The organism is Agrobacterium sp. DE0009 (assembly GCF_007680755.1).
In the GTDB taxonomy this organism is placed as follows: Bacteria; Pseudomonadota; Alphaproteobacteria; order Rhizobiales; family Rhizobiaceae; genus Agrobacterium; species Agrobacterium tumefaciens_B.
This window is the reverse complement of the sequence record NZ_VEIU01000004.1, coordinates 43,051-61,576: the sequence shown is the minus strand read 5'-3', so window position 1 is coordinate 61,576 and position 18,526 is coordinate 43,051. Positions and strand designations below refer to the sequence as shown.

Sequence of the window (18,526 nt, the reverse complement as noted above, 5' to 3'; positions counted from 1 at the left end):
GGAATGGGCGCTTTGTCGAGGGTCAGCGCGGCTTTCGCTGGCTTGCCGCCGTGCGTGTTGTGGGCACGCCCTGTGGCGCAAGCACGGGCACGAAAACCCGCCGGGACGCGCGCTGTGTGACGGGCAATCCCTGATAGAGGCGTTTTTGCGCTTCCACCACGATGACACCGGAAAATAGTGGCCAGAGACGCCGGCCGGTATGTTCGAGGTATCGACGGAATTTCAAGACCGGCCGGCTGGTCGTCGGTGGGAAAAACAGCGCCTCGGCGGTGGCGCCGGGCGTGAAATTCGTCTCGCGCAGCAGGGCGGTCAGCTGCCCGCGCGAATAAGGCCGGCCAGAGCCAAAGGGCGTGTGCTCCATGCGTGCCCACACACCACGCCGGTTCGGCACCACGATGACAAGACGGCCACCGGGCGCCAGCACCCGCCATATCTCCTTCAGGCTCTCGCGAGGATTTTCGGCAAATTCCAGCGCATGAACCATTAACACCCGATCGATCGACGAATCGGGCAACGGCAGTTCCTCATCGAACACCAGTGCCGTGGAGGAAAGCTCACTCGCCGGCCAGTTCACAGCCCCCTGCCCCGCCGGCATGAAAGCAAAGGTGCGTTCCGTATCGTGTCGAAAACGGTCCAGAAAAGGCACGGCGTATCCGAGACCGACCAACCGTTCCTCCGGCAAAGGCGGCCACAGCGTCGAAAGCGCCATGGTGATCGCCTGCTCGGCAGAGCGGCCAAGCGAAGAATGGTAGAATTCACGCAGATCGACGATATCGGTATTCATGGCGAGAATGTAGCATCAGGCAGTTGGACTTCAAGGCGTCTGGCCCTACATAGAAGGACAGGCGGACGAATGCGCCGGTTCTTGCCGGCAAATGGAGAGGATATGATGAAAGCTTTGGAAATAGACGTCTTTCTGTGCCGCAGCGATAATTTTGGGGTTCTGCTCCACGACCCGGTAAGCGGGGCGACCGCCGCAATCGACGCGCCGGAGGAAGGCCCGATTCTGCAAGCGCTCGACGGCCACGGCTGGAAGCTCACCCATATTTTTACCACCCACCATCATCAGGATCACGTCGAGGCTAATCTTGCACTGAAGGACCGATTCCAGTGCGAAATTCATGGCCCTTATGATGAGGCGGTGGCCATACCGGGCCTCGACCGCTCTCAGGCTGATGGCGACGAATTCGAGTTTGCCGGACGTCGGGTTCAGGTCATTTCGACACCCGGCCACACCGCCGGGCACATCTGTTATTACCTGCCGGACGACGGCCTGCTATTTGCGGCTGACACGCTTTTCGCCATGGGCTGCGGCCGCTTGTTTGAACGCCCGGCTGCGGATATGTGGCATTCCTTCCAGAAGCTCATGGTCCTTCCTGACGACACCAAGGTCTATTTTGGTCACGAATACACGCTGAGCAATGCCCGTTTTGCCCTGACGGTCGATCCTGACAATGCTGCGCTGCGCGACCGTGCGGAGCGCGTGGAAAAGGCGCGGCAGGCAAACGAGTTCACGATCCCGACGACCATCGCGCTCGAGAAACAGACCAACCCTTATATGCGGGTCGCGGATGCTGGTATTCGCAAACATCTGGGGCTTGAGGGCGCCAGCGATGCCGACGTCTTTGCGGAAATCCGCACGCGCAAGGACAACTTCTGATGACGAGAGATTTGTCAGCCCAGGCCATCGTTCGTGAACTTGGACTGGAGCCACATCCCGAGGGCGGCTTCTACCACCAGACTTTCCGCGACAAGGCCGGCGGTGAGCGCGGCCACTCCACCGCGATCTATTATCTCCTCGAAAAAGGCGACCGCTCTCACTGGCATCGGGTGACGGATGCGGTGGAGGTTTGGCACTATTATGCCGGGGCGCCAATCGCGCTTCATCTTTCACAGGACGGCCGGGAAGTGCAGACCTTCACGCTCGGTGCGGACATTCTGGCCGGCGAGCGCCCGCAGGTCATCGTGCCAGCCGATTGCTGGCAATCGGCTGAAAGTCTCGGCGACTTTACGCTCGTCAGCTGCACCGTCTCGCCGGGCTTTGTCTTCTCGAGCTTCGTCATGGCCGATCCCGACTGGTCGCCGGGAGATGCGCTGTGATTCTCAGCGCATTGCCCGTCAAATGAGCGGATGCCACTCGCTTCTTTTCCCAGTGGGGAGGAGAAATACACGGCAGCATCTGTTTTTTACGCCACCATCAGCTTTCGTCAGCCACCATACTTCGTAGCGGTGATGTACACCTGTCCCACCCGTGTCGGAATGACGGCGTAGACGGGCGCGTAGACATCCATATTGTTCGACTTGGCGAACCAGATCTCCATGGAGATTGATTTCAGATACTCGATGTCCTTGCGACCCTGCCGGTAACCCGACTTCGGCACGTATCTCGCCTTGCAGACGATTGCGTCGCCGCTGAAGCCATTCGTCTTGAATGGTTTCGTGCCGCTCGAGCTCAAGACGAGATCGAGTCGCGACTCGCCGTCATAGATTGGCAGGCGAGTCGGGCAGATGCGGCCGCCGGCTGGAATGATCAGCCCGGAGATCGGATCGAGAACCGAGCGAAGGTCGCGATCCTTCACTTCGACCCAGTTGTCCGGCCGGGGCTTCGGCTCCGGTTTTACCGTCGTCGATGTGACATTACCGTTACGATAGACGACGTCATAGGTGCGCACCCGCTTGCCGTCCTTGTAGACCAGCGAATATTCGTTGGCCTGCAGGCGATGGCCGCGCTTGGCGCCGGAAACGGTCGTTTTTCCGGAAATGTCCTTCAGAACGCTGGCAAGGCCCGCGGCGCTGAAGGAGCCTGAGATCGAGTAATTCGGTCCATCCATGCGAGTCGAAAAGCTCGCCCTTGCGATCGGCAAAATGCCGAGATTGATACTATATTCGCTCGTGTGGCGCGCTTCGGCGGCGGACAAAGGCGAAACGCCTGCGAGCGCCATGGTAGCGGCCATGAAAATGCTTTTTCCTCTGGCAATCATTTTGATATCACCTTAAAAGAGGCGCGGAAGCGGCCTTATCGGGCGATCATATACGCTGACTTGTGGCAATAAAAAAGCGGACGACGGTTGAAAACGCCGGAATTTCCTTTGATTTGATCGCGAGCGGCTTGACTGTTTGGTCTCGTCTGACTATAGAACCGCAACTTTCCAATCATGGCCAGTTGGATCGCCAGCCCGGTTTTGCCGGTGGTGAGCCAGTGGTGAAACAGACGAAACGAAATAGGTGTACCCATGTCCCGTGTATGCGAATTGACCGGCAAGGGCGTCCAGACGGGCAACAACGTCAGCCACGCCAACAACAAGACCAAGCGCCGGTTCCTTCCGAACCTCTGCCAGGTCACGTTGATCTCCGATGCTCTCGGCCAGCGCTTCCGTCTGCGTGTTTCCGCAGCCGCTCTGCGCTCGGTTGAACACCGTGGCGGTCTCGATGCCTTCCTTCTGAAGTCCGGCGAAAACGAACTGAGCATGCGCGCTCGTCTCCTGCGCCGCCAGATCGCCAAGAAGACGGCTGAGGCTGCTTAATAGCGGCTTCGACATCATCTGATATTCAGAGGGCTTGAATGGCTTTTGCCGCTCAAGCCTTTTGTATGTTCAAGATTTCACGTGCATCGCGATTTGCGACAACCACACTGGATGTCGGCGCAATGTTTGGCTCCAACTGGTGGCATCACCCAGGATAAAAAAATGCCCTATCTTCGCTACACGCTGATCTATGTGCTGCTGATGACGCTCGTCGTCGTGGCGTCCAATATTCTGGTGCAGTACCCGCTGTCGGGCTCGCTGTTTGGTATCAACCTCGGTGATCTTCTGACTTGGGGCGCCTTCACCTATCCGGTTGCCTTCCTTGTCACCGATCTCACGAATCGCCAGTTCGGACCATCAATCGCACGCCGCGTCGTATTTGCCGGCTTCATCGTCGGCGTCACGCTCTCCTTCTGGACCTCCATTCCGCGAATCGCTGTCGCTTCCGGAACCGCCTATCTGATCGGCCAATTGCTGGATATTTCCGTGTTCAATCGCCTGCGCCGTCAGCGCTGGTGGCATGCGCCGCTTGCGGGCTCCATGCTGGGCTCGGTGCTGGACACGGCGCTGTTCTTCTCGATCGCCTTTGCGGCAAGCTTCTCCTTTGTTGGCCCCAATGACGCCTTCGCCATTGAAAACGCGCCCGTGCTCGGCGTCTTCGCCACGGAAGCCCCCCGCTGGATTTCCTGGGCAATGGGCGACCTTTCGGTTAAGGTTCTCGTCGGCCTCGTCATGCTCCTGCCTTACGGCGCGTTGATGAACACGCTGAAGCCGATGCCTGGACCCGTCAAAGAAAGCTGACATTTTCCGTCAGCGGATTTGCGACCAAGAACCCTGGACCAAATCACGCTTGCAAATCTACGGATGGCTGTGCAATCTCCCATTTGTGGTGAAGTTTGGAGGCGTTCAGCATGCAGATCAAGGACCGGATCGACGTTTTGAACGCAACCAGCGCCACCCTTTCGGGTTCCACCTTCGACGATGTCAATTTGTCGGGAACAGCATTCAATAACGTTAATTTGGCCGGCACACGCTTCAACAATATCAACCTTTCGGGTGCCTCGTTCACCGACAGCAACATGTCCGGCTGGTCGATTGATGACGTCAATTTGACGGGTCTTAAGCTGATCAACTCAAATCTATCCGGCGCCAACATATCGGCCTGCCGAATGACAGGCATGAAGATCGACGGCATTCCTGTCGAGGATCTCCTGGCTGCTTACAAAGCGGCGAAAGAGCAAGCCTGATACTCACTCAACCAGCTTGAACTCCAGCATCAGGTTGCGCTGGAGGAATGAGTGGTTGTCGTCGGACACGATGATGAGGCGCGTCGAGCCGTCCGCGTCCTTCACGATGTCCATGCCTTCCATGTTATCGATCTGGTAGGCCATGCCTGCCTCGAGCAGGATTTCGCCGTCCACGACCGCGCCGGGCCGGATATCAGCGCCACGCAGGCGGCGGATGCGCATGCCCACACCTTCGGCAAAATTGAAGCGGCGTTCGAGCAGCAAGAGGTCGCCATTGGGCAGGAATGCGCCGTCTGTGACATCGAACGAGGGATGGTGGGTAACTGCGAAGGTGCCTTTCAGCGGTCCCTCCAGGATTGCCGCGAGAAGATTGCCATCCGCATCGATGCTTTTTTCCGCCACGACAACGAGAGCGCCACCGAGTGGCGACGCGCTCGGCGATACCGCCAGCGTTTCCAACCCGCCATTGTGGCGCAACTCGTCATTGGGGATGAGATGAGGCAATCGCCCAACCGGTTTTGCAGACAGAAATCCCGGATCGGCATAAATATCGATCCTGTGGCGTTGCTCGTAACTCACGAAAACCTTGCCGTTGCGCAACGCAAGACCCTCGGCATCCATGTCCATCTTGCGTGGCGGTTCGCGGCCGCTCATGTCCAGCATCGGCGCGATACGGGTCTCGGCAACGCCAGACAGCGCACCCACCGCATCGCGGGTGACCCGGCCCGTCAGCCAATGACCGGTATCCAGCACCGCAACAAAGTCCTCACCGTTGGGGCGGAACCGAATGGAGGATATCGCACCGAACAATTTCTCCGGCGAGCTCATCACCATGCCGCCGATGAATTCCAGTTTGCCGAAGCGTTTCGCGCTCGTCCCGACCTCGAAGCCGGAGAACTGGCGAACGCTGACCGGCACATCGATCGTCGAAGCGCCGATCGACACCGGAAACAGCGTGACCGCCATGACAGCGGCCATCGACAGAATCCCGCGAGGGGTGGAAGTCCGGCCTTGCTTATCCCGCACGGCGGAGCCTGCGCGACGAACCGGAAGCGCTGCTCGTATCCTCGAAGAGAGCTGCCAACTGCTCGGTCATCGCGCCAGCCAGCTCATCTGCGTCAACAATGGTGAGGGCGCGGCGATAGTAACGTGTCACGTCGTGGCCGATACCGATTGCCAGCAGCTCAACCGGCGACCGTGTCTCGATCTGCTCGATCACAGCGCGCAGATGCCGTTCCAGATAATTGCCCGGATTGACCGAAAGGGTCGAATCGTCGACCGGCGCACCGTCCGAGATCATCATCATGATCTTGCGCTGCTCGGGACGGCCGATCAGGCGGTTATGCGCCCACATCAACGCTTCGCCATCGATGTTTTCCTTGAGCAGACCTTCGCGCATCATCAGGCCGAGATTGCGCCGCGCGCGCCGCCACGGCGCATCCGCCGACTTGTAGATGATGTGGCGCAGATCGTTAAGGCGGCCAGGGGAAGCTGGCTTGCCACTGGCAAGCCATTGCTCGCGCGATTGTCCACCCTTCCACGCCTTGGTGGTGAAGCCGAGGATTTCCACCTTCACACCCGAGCGCTCCAGCGTACGCGCCAGAATATCGGCGCAGGTGGCGGCAACCGTGATCGGACGGCCGCGCATCGAACCGGAATTGTCGATGACCAGCGAAACCACGGTGTCGCGGAATTTGGTGTCGCGTTCCTTCTTGAAGGAAAGCGGCTGCATCGGGTCGATGATAAGCCTGACGAGACGGGCCGGATCGAGATAGCCCTCTTCCAGATCGAAATCCCAGGAGCGGTTCTGCTGCGCCATCAGGCGGCGCTGCAACCGGTTCGCCAGTCGTCCGACGGCACCCTGGAGATGAGCAAGCTGCTTATCGAGAAAAGCGCGCAGGCGGTCCAACTCAGCGTCGTCGCACAGTTCCTCGGCATGGATTTCCTCGTCGAATTCCTGGCTGAAGATACGGTAGTCGACCTTCTCGTTGAAGTCGTCGAAGGGACTGTTGGGACGGCGGGTTTCGCCGGGCGTTTCGGACTCCTCGTCGAGATCGTCGGACATTTCCTCATCCGACATCTCGGCGCCGTCCATCTCGCCTTCTTCCATTTCCTCCTGCGAGGCCTCGTTTTCATCGGCCGGCGTCGCGTCGGAGCCGGCCTCTTCCTCGACCTGCTCTTCCTCGGTCTCGTTGGTGCGCGGCTGGTCCTCGTTAGACTCCGCTTCCTGGCTTTCCGGCTCGTTATCCTCGTCGCCGAAATCCTCCGCCATCTGCATCGAGGTCAGCATCTTACGCACCAGACGCGAAAACGCCTTCTGGTCGCCGATCACCTTGGAAAGATCGTTGAGGTCGCCGGCAGCCTTTTCCTCGATGAAATCCCGCCAGAGGTCTAGGACCTTGCCGGCACTTTCCGGCGGCTTTTCGCCTGTCAGCTTCTCGCGCACCAGCAGTGAAACTGCTTCGGCAAGAGGGGCGTCATCCTGTTTCGTAATACCGGCGAAATTCGCCTTGGCGTATTTTTCCGTGTTCATGGCGTGAATGTTGGAAGCCATGCCCGGCATGCGCAGTGCGCCGATGGATTCGACGCGCGCCTGCTCGACAGCATCGAAAATCAGCCGCGCTTCAGCGCCCTGCGGCGACATCACCGCGTGCGTGTCGGCATCGTGGCAGGCCAAACGCAGCGCCATGGAATCGCCGAGGCCACGAGTTATCGCGATTTCCTGCGCGGTCGGCTTCTTGGAGATTTCCGGCAGGCGCATGCGCTCGCCGGCAAGACCTGGCCGTTCATTGGCGAAAACGACCTCGACTTCAGCATCACCGGCGACTGATCGCACGCATCCGGCAATTGCCTGACGCAACGGCTCGGTATCAACAGCCGTACCCGGTTTCGGTCTGGAATTGTCGCCACGCGCTGCCATTGTCTTTCCTGTCAATTGTCGACGCACCGTGACCGCCCATCAATCGATACGCGGCCACGCGACGTCTTCAAGTCATCGAAATCATCTCCGGACAAGCCGGGGACGATCAGGCGCTCAGAACGATGTTCGCGGCGCTTTCCTTAAGCTCGACGCCGAAAGCGCGCTGATACTGTTCGGCCACCAGCGTGCGCTCCAGCTCGTCACACTTGTTGAGGAAGGTCACGCGGAAGGCAAAGGCGAGATCGCCGAAGATTTCCGCATTCTCAGCCCAGGTGATGACGGTACGCGGGCTCATGACGGTGGAAAGGTCGCCATTGATGAAGGCCGAACGGGTTAGATCGGCGACGCGCACCATCTTGGATACGGTTTCGCGCCCCTTCGGATTGTCGAAGCTCTTCACCTTGGCGGCGATGATGTTCACTTCCTGCTCATGCGGCAGGTAGTTCAGCGTGGTGACGATGGACCAGCGGTCCATCTGCGCCTGATTGATCTGCTGCGTGCCGTGGTAAAGGCCGGTCGTATCACCAAGGCCCACCGTGTTGGCGGTCGCGAAGATGCGGAACGCCGGGTGAGGACGGATAACGCGGCTCTGGTCGAGCAGGGTCAGGCGGCCGGAGGATTCCAGCACGCGCTGGATAACGAACATCACGTCCGGGCGACCAGCGTCGTATTCATCGAAGACGAGCGCGACATTGTGCTGGTAGGCCCAGGGCAGGATGCCGTCCTTGAATTCGGTGACCTGCTTGCCGTCTTTAAGCACGATGGCGTCCTTGCCGACGAGATCGATACGGCTGACATGGCTGTCGAGGTTGACGCGAACGCAGGGCCAGTTGAGGCGCGCAGCCACCTGCTCGATATGGGTGGATTTACCCGTGCCGTGGAAGCCGGAGACCATGACACGTCGGTTGTGAGCAAAACCGGCAAGGATCGCGAGCGTCGTGTCGCGGTCGAAAAGATAGTCGGGATCGAGGTCCGGTACATAGGCGTCGCCCTGGGAATAGGCGGGAACCCGCAGATCCGTATCAATGCCGAAAACCTCCCGCACGGACACTGTCGTGTCGGGCAGGTTGGAAATATCAAGGTCGATTTTGCTCATCACGTCTCCAAGGCGGGCGGCAGCCACCCGGCCACATCATCAATCAGGCGGTAAACACGTAAGTTGGCTTAGCAGAAACCTGACTGCTTTAACAATTGATATGCTTGAACAACAGCCCGAAAACGCTCTTCCGAACCACGATCGCCACCATTAGCATCAGGATGGTGCTTTTTGACAAGCTCCTTATAGCGCCTTTTTATGTCTTCCTGCTTTGCGCTGGCCGCAAGGCCGAGGGTATCGAAGGCTTTTGCCTCCAGCGTCTTGAGCTTGCGGTCCTGCTGCATGCGGGTGCCGCCTGCCCGCCCGCCGCCGGCAAAACCGCCGGTAAAGCCGAAAGGATCGCGAATACGCGCATTGCCGCTGGCCGAACCGGAGCGCAGCGTGGAATGCAGCGGGCTGTCACGCGCAGTCTTGTTGACGCCCACCGTCCAGGTGGGGCGATGGCCTGTGATCGCTTCCTTCTGGTAACGAGCGATCTCGCTGTCGGAAAGGCCTGAAAAATAGTTATAGCCTTTATTATATTCCTTCACGTGTTCAAAACAGAACAGGAAGAATTGCCCCTCGGCATTGCGGCCGACGGGTGCCCGGTGAACGCCCGGCTTGTCGCATCCGTCCCACTGGCAGACAGGGGCCTGAACCTCAGGTTCCCGCTCCCTTTTCCGGCGCGTGCGGATGCGATCGAAATATTTCGAATCCAGTTTCATGATGCCCTGATTATGGGGTGCGAAAAGCCGCACAACAAGAATTGACAAAAAGGAATGTTACAGGCTTTTAGGGAGCCCCCTTCAAAGACCGGCAAACAGAATTGGAGCCCTTCGAATGTCTCTGCGAGAGCGCATAGAAACCAAGCTTCGGGAAAGCTTTTCACCGGAGCGCCTGAGGGTCGTCGATGAAAGCCAGATGCATGCGGGCCACCAGCCCGATATCACAGGTACCGGCGAAACGCATATGCGTGTCCAGATAGTGTCGGAGAGCTTTTCCGGCAAGTCCCGCATCGAACGGCACCGGGCAATCAACGCGCTTTTGAAGCCGGAACTCGACGCTGGGCTGCATGCGCTCGCGATCGAGGCAGCAGCGCCGGGGGAGGCGGTGAGATTTTAAGTAAAGGTTGCCCTCAGCGCCGAGAGCAAGCCCCCTCATCCGGCCCTTCGGGCCACCTTCTCCCCGGCGGGGAGAAGAAACCGGCGGCAGCGCCTTACTCAAAAGCGCCAGCAACGTTCCACGTATAGCATTGCCAAAGCGGCGTGTTCTTCTCCCCGCGGGGGAGAAGTGCCGGAGAGAAGCGAGGCGATGAGGGGGCTCCCTTCACCGTACTGCTCTGCGCCAACTCACCCCGGATGCTTCTCCGACAGGAATGACTGCACCTCGGACGCCGCCACATCATCCGCCACGAAGGACTGGCCAATGCCGTGGGTGAGGATGAAGGTGAGCTTGCCGCCCTTGACCTTTTTATCCTGCGCGATCGCCGCCATCAGCGTCTCGACCGGCGGCAATTCGCCGGGAATATCCTTCATTGTCGTTGGCAACCCGACAGCCTTCAGATGCGCTTCGACGCGCGCGGCATCGTCGGGGCTGGCGAGGTTGAGGCGGGCGGAGAACTGGTGGGCCAGCACCATGCCGATGGCGACGCCTTCGCCGTGCACCAGCCGCTCGCTGTCGTAATTGGTTGCCGCTTCCAGCGCGTGACCGAAGGTATGACCGAGGTTCAGAAGGGCGCGCACGCCATTTTCCTTCTCGTCGGCCACGACAACATCTGCCTTCGCCTGGCAACTCGTCGCAATCGCCTGGATGCGAGCGGGGCCGCCGGTGCGGATTTCGTCCCAGTTCTTTTCCAGCCAGAAGAAGAAATCCGGCTTGTCGATCAGACCGTACTTGACGACTTCGGCGTAGCCGGCGCGGAACTCGCGCGGACTGAGCGTATCGAGCACAGCCGTATCGGCCAGCACCAGATCAGGCTGGTGAAAAACACCGAGAAGGTTCTTGCCGTGGCGGCTGTTGATGCCGGTCTTGCCACCGACGGAGGAGTCGACCTGCGACAGAAGCGAGGTCGGTATCTGCACGAAACGTACGCCGCGGCGGACAATGCCTGCCGCAAAACCGGCGAGATCGCCGATCACGCCGCCGCCGAGCGCGATCACCGCATCGTTGCGCTCCACCCTTGCGGCGAGAACCGCATCGCAGACCGTCATGAGATGCTCGAAGCTCTTGGTCTTTTCACCGGCCGGCAGGGTCAGCGAGACGGCCTCGATGCCATCCGTCTGCAATCCGTCCATGAGACCTTCGAGATAAAGCGGCGCGACATGCTCGTCCGTGATGATCGCCGCGCGTTTACCCTTAAGCCGTGCCGAGATTTCGCCGCCTGCCCTGCCGATCAATCCCGCCCCGATCAGAATGTCATACGCGCGCTCGCCAAGCGGCACGTGGACGAGACGTTCATCGGCATGGATTTCGGAAGGCGTCATGGTGGTCAGTCTTTCTGTTTAAAGCCGGCAATAGCCGTCAGCACTTCGGTAGCGATGATTTCCTTGCGAACATCACGAGATTCAATGGTGATGTCGGCCTCCGCATAGATCGGATAGCGCTTCTCCATCAGGGCAGCGAGCGTAGCCTTGGGGTTTTCCGTCTTCAGTAACGGGCGATGGTCACGCTTGTTGACCCTCTCCCACAGAACCTCAAGATCGGCTTTCAGCCACAGCGAAATGCCGCCCCGCCTGATATGAGCGCGGGTATTGTCGTTGATGAAGGCGCCGCCGCCCGTCGAGACGACCTTGGGACCGCCACGCAGCAGGCGCTTGATGACCCGCGTTTCCAGCGCCCGGAATTCCTCTTCGCCATAGGTGGCAAAAAGCTCCGAAATCGTCATGCGCGACACGCGCTCGATCTCGACGTCCGTATCAATGAAAGGAACCCTGAGCTGCTGGGCGACCATGCGGCCCACTGCCGACTTTCCAGCCCCCATCAGCCCGACGAAGACGATGTTTCGCCGTCCGAGCCTTGCCCGCGCTTGCTCCCCGAGTGTGGCCGGGACGGATAAATTCGTTTCATTCATAAATTTGAAAGCCCGTTTGGCATGGATATCTGCAAATGTTTACGAAGCGTCAAGCCAAATTGCTGCCTGAATGGCGGTGAATCACAATGATCGCCGCATGCGGCGTGGACGGAGCTTGCAATTTGATCTTGTCGCCGCTTTCGCCGCACCGCATATACGTTTGATCGCCACCTGCACGGAGCCGCCATGCCCACCCTCTTCCGCTTCACGATGATACTGGCGACAATCGCGGGGCTGATCTACGGCGGCATGGTGCTGCTTGTCATGGTCGTTCAGCCCCGCGACCGCGAAGTGACGGTGCGTATTCCCTCCGAGCGGCTGAACCCGCCGGCGACAGAACCGGCGCGGCGCACCCCATGAGCGAACGCCAGTTGGCAGGGCGCGACGGCGCGCGGCTTGAAAGCTTTCTGGAAATGATGAGCGCCGAGCGGGGTGCCGCCACCAACACGCTCGCATCCTACGAGCGTGACTTGACGGATCTTCGTGAATTTCTCGGTGGTCGCGGCCAATCTCTGACAGAGGCCCAGACGCCTGATCTCTCCGCTTATCTGACCCACCTGTCCGCCCAAGGTTTTGCCGCGACCTCCCAGGCGCGCCGCTTGTCATCCATGCGGCAATTCTATCGCTTCCTCTATTCGGAAGGAATGCGCAGCGACGACCCGACCGGGATCATCGATGCGCCCAAGAAGGGCCTTGCCCTGCCGAAGACGATGAGCGTCGCAGACGTGAACAGGCTTCTGGGCCTTGCGGCGCAAGAGGCAGCAACGGAGGGTCCCGGCCAACTCGCCCGCATCCGCATGCATCTGCTTCTCGAACTGCTTTATGCAACCGGCATGCGTGTCAGCGAACTGGTTTCTCTGCCGGTCAAGGTGCTGCGTCAGGAAGGGCGTTTCCTGATGATCCGCGGCAAGGGCAACAAGGACAGGATGGTTCTTCTTTCCCGTGCGGCGATCGAGGCGATGGAAAAATACGAGGCTGCCCGAAAGGCGCTCCTGCGGGAAAACGGCAAGGCGCCGAAAAAGGCGGACGTTGCGGAGAGCCTGTGGCTCTTCCCGTCCAACAGCAAGGAAGGCCACTTGCCCCGCCAAGTCTTCGCCCGTGACCTCAAGGAGATCGCCATGCGGGCGGGCCTTTCTCCTTCTGCAGTGTCGCCGCATGTGTTGCGTCATGCCTTTGCAAGCCACCTCTTGCAGAACGGTGCGGATCTGCGTGCGGTGCAGGAACTGCTCGGCCATTCCGACATTTCCACGACACAAATCTATACACATGTATTGGAAGAACGGCTGCAAGAGCTGGTACAAACACATCACCCCCTTGCCAAACAGGGCAAAAACCTTGATTAGAGCGACCGGAACCGCCGGATAACCCGGTCAAACCTTGCGCAAAACGATCGGAAACGGATCTCATGCACAATTATCTCGACTTCGAAAAACCTATCTCGGACCTTGAAGGCAAGATCATCGAGCTGAAGAAGCTTGCCGATGAAGACGAGAGCATAGACACCTCGGAGGAGATCAACCGCCTGGAATCGCGCGTCAACGATGCGATGCAGGATATCTATTCCAAGCTGAACGCCTGGCAGAAAACGCAGGTCGCGCGCCATCCGCAGCGCCCGCATTTCGTCGATTATGCCAAGGCGCTGTTCACGGATTTCACGCCGCTTGCCGGCGACCGCAAATTTTCCGAAGACGCCGCCATTCAGGCCGGTCTTGCCCGTTTCAACGGACAGCCCGTCGCTATCATCGGTCAGGAAAAGGGCAACGACACCAAGAGCCGCCTGAAGCACAATTTCGGCAGCCCTCGCCCGGAAGGCTACCGCAAGGCGATCCGAGTTCTGGAACTGGCCGACCGCTTCTCGCTGCCGGTCGTCACGCTCATCGATACGGCCGGCGCTTATCCCGGCGTCGGCGCTGAAGAGCGCGGTCAGGCCGAAGCCATCGCCCGCTCGACGGAAATGTGCCTGAACGTGAAGGTGCCGATCGTCTCCGTCGTCATCGGTGAAGGCGGCTCGGGCGGCGCGATCGCGATCGCCACCGGTAACCGCGTCTACATGCTTGAACATGCGATCTATTCGGTGATCTCGCCGGAAGGCGCCGCTTCCATCCTCTGGCGCGATTCGACCCGCGCCAAGGAAGCCGCGACCAACATGAAGATCACCTCGGAAGATCTGAAATCGCTCGGCGTCATCGACGGAATCATTCCGGAACCGATCGGCGGAGCGCACCGCGCTCCAGAAACCGTCATCAACGCGACGGGTGACGTTATCGCCAAGGCTCTGGCCGATCTTTCCCAGCGCTCTGGCACGCAGCTGCGGGCCGAACGCCGCCAGAAATTCCTGGATATCGGCCGTAACCTCTAGACCATTTCCAGTAAAAGTGCACAGCGGTTTTACGTCCGGAAAATGCGTCTATAGAAAGAGTCAGATTGTTTTGGCGGCTCGAAGGGAAGCCAGAACAATTTGACTCCGGCCTTAATTTCCGCTGCTATCGCCCCAACTCGGCCATAGTCCGGTCACATCAACAGATGGATCGGCGGCCGCGGGGGCGGATCCGATTTCAGTTAAGAAGATGTAAACGGTTAATACCGTATTTAAATTGCACACGGAACGGTATAGAACTGCCGTCAATTCGTGCCATCGTCTTTCGGATCAGATCATGCGTTTGACACATTTTGCACTTCTTGCCTGTACCGCGCTCGTTCTTGCCGGATGCAACGACACGCTCGAAACCGTCGAGCGGGATGTGTCGCACATCAAGAACAAGGTCGATTACCCACTGTCTCCGTCCATTCTGGCCGAGATCGACAAGAAGGGCATGGACCGCACATCGCCGATCATGATCCGCATCTTCAAGGAAGAAGGTGCGCTCGAAATCTGGAAGGCCAAGCGCGACAACCGTTTTGACAAGATTGCCGAATACCAAATCTGTGCATGGTCTGGAAAACTCGGCCCCAAGGTAAAAGAAGGCGACCGGCAGGCGCCCGAAGGTTTCTACAACCTCACCCCCGCGCATCTGAACCCGAATTCGAAATATTATCTCGCCATCAATACCGGCTTCCCGAACCGCTACGACGCTGCCAATGGCCGCAACGGCACCAATCTGATGATCCACGGCGCCTGCTCATCGTCAGGCTGCTATTCGATGACGGATGCGCAGATTCTGGAAATCTACGGTTTTGCCCGCGATGCCTTCAAGGGCGGCCAGAAAACGGTTCAGCTGCAGGCATTTCCTTTCCGCATGACGGCGGAAAACATGGCCCGTCATCGCAAGAGCGAGCACCTCGAATTCTGGAAGATGCTGAAGGTCGGCTACGACAATTTCGAAGTCACTAAACGTCCGCCCGAAGTGAATGTCTGCGAGAAGAAATACGTCTTCAACCAGCAAACCGAGGGCGGCAGCTTCAATGCATCGGCCCAGTGCCCGCCAATGAGCACGCCGCCCGCGCTCGTGAGCGCGCTTTCGAGCTATGAGAAGACCTACGATCTCGCCTATGAAAAGGCGATGAAGAAATATGAAGGCATGGCTTGGTATGACCCAAGCGAAGCCGAGCGCAAGGCGCTGGTGGCCGAAAAGCGCAAAGGCCGCGAACCCGCCTATGCCCCGACCGGTTCGGCGCTGAAGGCCGGCAAGTTGATGAAGGAAACGGAATATGCCGCGCTGATGGAGAAGAAGGCGCAGCAGGTGACGTCGTCTTCGCCAGCGACCACCGCAACCGCCTCGGCGCTGCGTGGCCCTCGTCCTTCCGCTACCCAACCGGCCACGGCGCCGCAATCGGATCCCGCCCCAGCTGCCCCGACAATGGTTGCCTCGGCTACGCCTGCAGCAGCCGGCCAGACTGGCGCTTCTGCCCAGAGCGTTCCGGTGCCAGCCATGAACCCGCTTGCCTATTCCGGTGCCCCGGCGCCGGAAGCACCCGAAAAGAAGCCGTTCTGGAAGTTCTGGGCCAAGGAATGACCGCGACGAACGATATCGTCTATGATTTGAGGGGGCTTAAATGCCCCCTTCCGGTTTTGAGAAGCCGCAAGAAGCTCGCAACGCTGAAAACGGGGGATGTTCTCACCGTCGAGACGACCGATCCTTTGGCGGTGATCGATATTGCGCATATGTGCAATGAGGATGGGCATCGTCTGGTGGAGACGACGGCGCTGGATAAGGGCCATCGGTTTCGGATTGTGAAGGGCGGGCAGGACGCCTTTTGACGCGGTCGCGCGACCTAAAACCGGAAGCCCGAAATCGCCAAAGGATTATCCGTCAGCGCCTGCCCGTCGGGGCGATCGATACCCGGAGCGCTGGTAAAGGCAGCGAAGAGGTCCTTGACGAAAGCCTCCGGCAAATCCTTCGTAATCAGCACCATGCGCGTGCGCTGATCGGCGGGGTCCGGCCAGGCGGAAAGACGCTCCGGCGCGTGAAAAATCGTCTGCACGCCATGGAGCACCAACGGCCTGCCCGGATTGTCCGTGAGCTTCACAATCGCCTTCATGCGCAGAAGCTTTTCACCATGCGCCGAGCGCAGCAAATCCACGAACATGTCGATGGCCATTGGGCTTATCGGCTCGTCGTGAATGATGGAAAAGGAACGAATGGATGCATCGTGGCGGTTCACGTCGTGGCCATGATGGTGATCATCGTGGTCATGATGATGATGATGATGATCGTGGGCATCATCATGGTGGTGGTGATCGTGCAGCGCCTCTTCGCCTAGCCAACGGCTAACATCGGCGGTCTTGCTGCCGGCATCGTAAAGGCCATTATCGAGCAGACCAGCTGCGCTCCAGTCGGTTTTGTCGCCGTCCTCGATTATCGCGCGCGGATTGAGCGCCTGTAGGCGGGTCGTCAATGCCGCAATCGCGGCGTCACCGGCCAGCGCACGTTTGGTCACCACCAGACGATCGGCCACAGCCACCTGTTTTACAGCTTCCTGATGATTGTCGAGCGTGGAGAGGCCGTTCACGGCATCCACCACAGTGACCATGCCAACAAGCACGAAATTTTGCGCAATGACCGGGTTACCCATGACCGACTGCATGACGGGAGCAGGATCGGCAAGACCGGTCGTTTCGATGACCACACGCTTCACCGGTTTCAGCTTGCCGGTCTGGATACCGTCCATCAGTTCCGCCAGCGTGTCCACCAACTCACCGCGCACGGTGCAGCAAAGGCATCCTTCCGCCAGTTCTATGATGCCCTCGCCCTCGCCCGCGCTCTCGACCAGCATGTGATCGATGCTGACATCGCCGAATTCATTGATGATGATCGCCGCGTCGCTCATGTCAGGGTCCTTGAGGAGCCGATTGAGCAGAGTCGATTTTCCGGCGCCGAGAAATCCGGTGATAATGGAGACCGGGATACGATCGCGAGACATGTCTGGCCTATATGTTGATTGCCGCTTTGGGGAAGTCAGTTCAGGACGCAAGACCCGCAACGGCGTAAAGCTAAAACAAATCGCCCGAGGCTGGCAGCCGCGAGCGACACTGTAATATCATAACATGATCGACCTGCGAATAGCCAAATGGCATCGTAGCCGGCAGACCTGTGCCGGCACCTTCGCCCGTTCGTCAGAATGTGGGCCGTGGGATCGGGATCGGGACGTTCGCCAACTGCCCCTTTGCGGCCGCGCCTTTGGGCGCATTAACCGCGACCGTCTCGCTGCCCGGTATAAGACCGGCGAAGGAATATTCCGGCGGGCGGGTCATTTCCTGCACATAGGGCGAATGGATGACCATGCGGCCTGCTTCGTCGCGTCCCTCACTGCGGATTTTGGCCGCCTTCGGGTTGCAGATTTCGGCGCTGATATCGTTGACCTCGGCGGTATCACCATAGGGGGCAAGCGAGGCAAGCGAAACACCCTGACCGGAAGGAGACGTCAGGCCCATCTGCAAAAGATCGGCCGACTGATCGGTTCGACCCGCCAGACTATCGGCCCCCAGCACCACGGTGATGATGGAGCGGCCGTTGCGCACGGCCGATGCCACCTGGTTGAACCCGGAAGCGCAGATAAAGCCGGTCTTCATGCCATCGGCACCATCGAAGCGACCGACAAGCATGTTGAAATTGGCGTAATTCTTCTTGCCCGTGGTCACGCCCTCAAGCGAGAAATAATGGGCATATTCGGGGAATTCGCGTTTGATGATCAGGGCCAGCAGCGCGAGGTCGCGGGCCGTCGTGTACTGGCCTTTACCTGGCAGGCCGTTGGGGTTCACGTAATGCGTGGAATTCATGCCGAGGCGTTGCGCCTGCGCATTCATCTGCGCTACGAAGTTATCCGTGTTGCCGCCGATGGTCTCGGCAATCGCAACAGCAATGTCGTTGGCGGACTTGATCAGCAGCAGCTTGAGCGCGCTGTCCATCGTCAGCTTCTGGCCAGGCTTGAAATACATCTTGGAGGCGGGCTGGTCGGCGGCCTTCTTGCTCATCACCACTTCGGTCTGCGGGCTGATCTTGCCGGCCTTCATCTGCGAGAATGCGATATAGGCGGTCATCAGCTTGGTCAGCGACGCAGGATACCATTTGCGGAAGGCTTCCTGATGCGAGATCACCTTACCGGTTTTGACATCAATCACCATTTTCGGATTGGCATTGGCCACAGGGGCAGCAGCGACGACGCCTGCGGTGATGATGGCAATGGCTGCGGAAAGCCGGCGGGCGGCAGTTGGCGATTTGAAAGTCTGTGGCAAGGCTAGTCCTCGAATTC

22 protein-coding genes are annotated in these 18,526 nt (G+C 59.2%); 11 read left to right on the top strand and 11 right to left on the bottom strand.

The window, feature by feature from the left end:
• Positions 1-22 precede the first annotated feature (22 nt).
• The gene (locus FS804_RS15825) at positions 23-784 is read right to left on the bottom strand and encodes a class I SAM-dependent methyltransferase (protein WP_144577632.1); all 762 of its coding nucleotides are present in this window, start codon (positions 782-784) and stop codon (positions 23-25) included.
• Positions 785-889: 105 nt separating this feature from the next.
• On the opposite strand from FS804_RS15825, the gene gloB reads away from it, so the two are divergent.
• Positions 890-1,660, top strand: coding sequence for a hydroxyacylglutathione hydrolase (gene gloB, locus FS804_RS15820; RefSeq protein ID WP_144578112.1), 771 nt, complete (start codon positions 890-892; stop codon positions 1,658-1,660).
• Positions 1,660-2,100: a cupin domain-containing protein gene (locus tag FS804_RS15815; RefSeq protein ID WP_186376827.1), complete on the top strand. Its 441-nt coding sequence runs from the start codon at positions 1,660-1,662 to the stop codon at positions 2,098-2,100. Before gloB ends, FS804_RS15815 begins: the two co-directional genes overlap by 1 nt.
• A gap of 107 nt (positions 2,101-2,207) precedes the next feature.
• Here the strand turns inward: FS804_RS15815 and FS804_RS15810 are convergent, their stop codons facing one another.
• Together FS804_RS15810 and FS804_RS15805 are read right to left on the bottom strand one after the other, a co-directional pair.
• Positions 2,208-2,981: a DUF3108 domain-containing protein gene (locus tag FS804_RS15810; RefSeq protein WP_144577630.1), complete on the bottom strand. Its 774-nt coding sequence runs from the start codon at positions 2,979-2,981 to the stop codon at positions 2,208-2,210.
• Positions 2,982-3,016: 35 nt separating this feature from the next.
• Positions 3,017-3,235 carry a hypothetical protein gene (locus tag FS804_RS15805; protein WP_144577628.1) on the bottom strand — a complete coding sequence of 73 codons (219 nt, stop codon included), beginning with the start codon at positions 3,233-3,235 and terminating at the stop codon, positions 3,017-3,019.
• On the opposite strand from FS804_RS15805, the gene rpmB reads away from it, so the two are divergent.
• From rpmB to FS804_RS15790, 3 genes are all read left to right on the top strand, one after another.
• Complete coding sequence (gene rpmB, locus FS804_RS15800; RefSeq protein WP_003509888.1) at positions 3,234-3,524, top strand: 50S ribosomal protein L28; 291 nt, start codon at positions 3,234-3,236, stop codon at positions 3,522-3,524. The genes FS804_RS15805 and rpmB overlap by 2 nt on opposite strands.
• Before the next feature lie 162 nt (positions 3,525-3,686).
• On the top strand, positions 3,687-4,325 hold the full coding sequence (locus FS804_RS15795) for a queuosine precursor transporter (protein ID WP_063950097.1): 639 nt from the start codon (positions 3,687-3,689) through the stop codon (positions 4,323-4,325).
• Positions 4,326-4,435: 110 nt separating this feature from the next.
• The gene (locus tag FS804_RS15790) at positions 4,436-4,771 is read left to right on the top strand and encodes a pentapeptide repeat-containing protein (protein ID WP_144577626.1); all 336 of its coding nucleotides are present in this window, start codon (positions 4,436-4,438) and stop codon (positions 4,769-4,771) included.
• 3 nt (positions 4,772-4,774) lie between these two features.
• On the opposite strand, the gene FS804_RS15785 is transcribed toward FS804_RS15790, so the two are convergent.
• From FS804_RS15785 to FS804_RS15770, 4 genes are all read right to left on the bottom strand, one after another.
• Positions 4,775-5,749 (bottom strand): esterase-like activity of phytase family protein, encoded by a 975-nt coding sequence (locus FS804_RS15785; RefSeq protein WP_186376826.1) that lies wholly within the window; start codon positions 5,747-5,749, stop codon positions 4,775-4,777.
• Positions 5,750-5,786: 37 nt separating this feature from the next.
• Positions 5,787-7,691 (bottom strand): cobaltochelatase subunit CobT, encoded by a 1,905-nt coding sequence (cobT, locus tag FS804_RS15780; protein WP_144577622.1) that lies wholly within the window; start codon positions 7,689-7,691, stop codon positions 5,787-5,789.
• A gap of 106 nt (positions 7,692-7,797) precedes the next feature.
• Positions 7,798-8,787 (bottom strand): cobaltochelatase subunit CobS, encoded by a 990-nt coding sequence (gene cobS, locus FS804_RS15775; RefSeq protein ID WP_003523293.1) that lies wholly within the window; start codon positions 8,785-8,787, stop codon positions 7,798-7,800.
• Between the two features lie 68 nt (positions 8,788-8,855).
• Positions 8,856-9,491 (bottom strand): J domain-containing protein, encoded by a 636-nt coding sequence (locus FS804_RS15770; RefSeq protein WP_063950175.1) that lies wholly within the window; start codon positions 9,489-9,491, stop codon positions 8,856-8,858.
• Between the two features lie 115 nt (positions 9,492-9,606).
• Between FS804_RS15770 and FS804_RS15765 the strand changes: the two genes are divergently transcribed.
• The gene (locus tag FS804_RS15765; protein WP_004445674.1) at positions 9,607-9,888 is read left to right on the top strand and encodes a BolA family transcriptional regulator; all 282 of its coding nucleotides are present in this window, start codon (positions 9,607-9,609) and stop codon (positions 9,886-9,888) included.
• 227 nt (positions 9,889-10,115) lie between these two features.
• Here the strand turns inward: FS804_RS15765 and aroB are convergent, their stop codons facing one another.
• Together aroB and FS804_RS15755 are read right to left on the bottom strand one after the other, a co-directional pair.
• On the bottom strand, positions 10,116-11,249 hold the full coding sequence (aroB, locus tag FS804_RS15760; protein WP_144577620.1) for a 3-dehydroquinate synthase: 1,134 nt from the start codon (positions 11,247-11,249) through the stop codon (positions 10,116-10,118).
• A gap of 5 nt (positions 11,250-11,254) precedes the next feature.
• On the bottom strand, positions 11,255-11,836 hold the full coding sequence (locus FS804_RS15755) for a shikimate kinase (protein ID WP_063950102.1): 582 nt from the start codon (positions 11,834-11,836) through the stop codon (positions 11,255-11,257).
• A 186-nt stretch (positions 11,837-12,022) separates the two neighbouring features.
• Between FS804_RS15755 and FS804_RS15745 the strand changes: the two genes are divergently transcribed.
• From FS804_RS15745 to FS804_RS15725, 5 genes are all read left to right on the top strand, one after another.
• Complete coding sequence (locus FS804_RS15745; protein ID WP_063950103.1) at positions 12,023-12,196, top strand: hypothetical protein; 174 nt, start codon at positions 12,023-12,025, stop codon at positions 12,194-12,196.
• Positions 12,193-13,179 (top strand): site-specific tyrosine recombinase XerD, encoded by a 987-nt coding sequence (gene xerD / locus FS804_RS15740; RefSeq protein WP_144577618.1) that lies wholly within the window; start codon positions 12,193-12,195, stop codon positions 13,177-13,179. The genes FS804_RS15745 and xerD overlap by 4 nt, the downstream gene beginning before the upstream one ends.
• A 62-nt stretch (positions 13,180-13,241) precedes the next feature.
• Entirely contained in the window at positions 13,242-14,195 is a 954-nt protein-coding gene (locus FS804_RS15735; protein WP_112356437.1) for an acetyl-CoA carboxylase carboxyltransferase subunit alpha, read from the top strand.
• Positions 14,196-14,490: 295 nt separating this feature from the next.
• A complete protein-coding gene (locus tag FS804_RS15730; RefSeq protein ID WP_144577617.1) occupies positions 14,491-15,789 on the top strand; it encodes a murein L,D-transpeptidase family protein in 1,299 nt (432 codons plus the stop codon).
• On the top strand, positions 15,786-16,034 hold the full coding sequence (locus FS804_RS15725; protein ID WP_063950107.1) for a sulfurtransferase TusA family protein: 249 nt from the start codon (positions 15,786-15,788) through the stop codon (positions 16,032-16,034). The genes FS804_RS15730 and FS804_RS15725 overlap by 4 nt, the downstream gene beginning before the upstream one ends.
• A 14-nt stretch (positions 16,035-16,048) precedes the next feature.
• On the opposite strand, the gene FS804_RS15720 is transcribed toward FS804_RS15725, so the two are convergent.
• Both FS804_RS15720 and FS804_RS15715 read right to left on the bottom strand, forming a co-directional pair.
• Positions 16,049-17,197, bottom strand: a complete 1,149-nt coding sequence (locus FS804_RS15720; protein ID WP_144577615.1) for a GTP-binding protein — start codon at positions 17,195-17,197, stop codon at positions 16,049-16,051.
• A 193-nt stretch (positions 17,198-17,390) separates the two neighbouring features.
• Positions 17,391-18,509 carry a D-alanyl-D-alanine carboxypeptidase family protein gene (locus FS804_RS15715; protein ID WP_186376825.1) on the bottom strand — a complete coding sequence of 373 codons (1,119 nt, stop codon included), beginning with the start codon at positions 18,507-18,509 and terminating at the stop codon, positions 17,391-17,393.
• Positions 18,510-18,526: the final 17 nt, after the last annotated feature.

Excerpts from the sequence above, each read along its gene's own strand:
- FS804_RS15825 (WP_144577632.1), bottom strand. The coding sequence starts at position 784 with ATGAATACCGATATCGTCGATCTGCGTGAATTCTACCATTCTTCGCTT.
- gloB (WP_144578112.1), top strand. The coding sequence starts at position 890 with ATGAAAGCTTTGGAAATAGACGTCTTTCTGTGCCGCAGCGATAATTTT.
- FS804_RS15815 (WP_186376827.1), top strand. The coding sequence starts at position 1,660 with ATGACGAGAGATTTGTCAGCCCAGGCCATCGTTCGTGAACTTGGACTG.
- FS804_RS15810 (WP_144577630.1), bottom strand. The coding sequence starts at position 2,981 with ATGATTGCCAGAGGAAAAAGCATTTTCATGGCCGCTACCATGGCGCTC.
- rpmB (WP_003509888.1), top strand. The coding sequence starts at position 3,234 with ATGTCCCGTGTATGCGAATTGACCGGCAAGGGCGTCCAGACGGGCAAC.
- FS804_RS15805 (WP_144577628.1), bottom strand. The coding sequence starts at position 3,235 with ATGGGTACACCTATTTCGTTTCGTCTGTTTCACCACTGGCTCACCACC.
- FS804_RS15795 (WP_063950097.1), top strand. The coding sequence starts at position 3,687 with ATGCCCTATCTTCGCTACACGCTGATCTATGTGCTGCTGATGACGCTC.
- FS804_RS15790 (WP_144577626.1), top strand. The coding sequence starts at position 4,436 with ATGCAGATCAAGGACCGGATCGACGTTTTGAACGCAACCAGCGCCACC.
- FS804_RS15785 (WP_186376826.1), bottom strand. The coding sequence starts at position 5,749 with ATGGCCGCTGTCATGGCGGTCACGCTGTTTCCGGTGTCGATCGGCGCT.
- cobT (WP_144577622.1), bottom strand. The coding sequence starts at position 7,691 with ATGGCAGCGCGTGGCGACAATTCCAGACCGAAACCGGGTACGGCTGTT.
- cobS (WP_003523293.1), bottom strand. The coding sequence starts at position 8,787 with ATGAGCAAAATCGACCTTGATATTTCCAACCTGCCCGACACGACAGTG.
- FS804_RS15770 (WP_063950175.1), bottom strand. The coding sequence starts at position 9,491 with ATGAAACTGGATTCGAAATATTTCGATCGCATCCGCACGCGCCGGAAA.
- FS804_RS15765 (WP_004445674.1), top strand. The coding sequence starts at position 9,607 with ATGTCTCTGCGAGAGCGCATAGAAACCAAGCTTCGGGAAAGCTTTTCA.
- aroB (WP_144577620.1), bottom strand. The coding sequence starts at position 11,249 with ATGACGCCTTCCGAAATCCATGCCGATGAACGTCTCGTCCACGTGCCG.
- FS804_RS15755 (WP_063950102.1), bottom strand. The coding sequence starts at position 11,836 with ATGAATGAAACGAATTTATCCGTCCCGGCCACACTCGGGGAGCAAGCG.
- FS804_RS15745 (WP_063950103.1), top strand. The coding sequence starts at position 12,023 with ATGCCCACCCTCTTCCGCTTCACGATGATACTGGCGACAATCGCGGGG.
- xerD (WP_144577618.1), top strand. The coding sequence starts at position 12,193 with ATGAGCGAACGCCAGTTGGCAGGGCGCGACGGCGCGCGGCTTGAAAGC.
- FS804_RS15735 (WP_112356437.1), top strand. The coding sequence starts at position 13,242 with ATGCACAATTATCTCGACTTCGAAAAACCTATCTCGGACCTTGAAGGC.
- FS804_RS15730 (WP_144577617.1), top strand. The coding sequence starts at position 14,491 with ATGCGTTTGACACATTTTGCACTTCTTGCCTGTACCGCGCTCGTTCTT.
- FS804_RS15725 (WP_063950107.1), top strand. The coding sequence starts at position 15,786 with ATGACCGCGACGAACGATATCGTCTATGATTTGAGGGGGCTTAAATGC.
- FS804_RS15720 (WP_144577615.1), bottom strand. The coding sequence starts at position 17,197 with ATGTCTCGCGATCGTATCCCGGTCTCCATTATCACCGGATTTCTCGGC.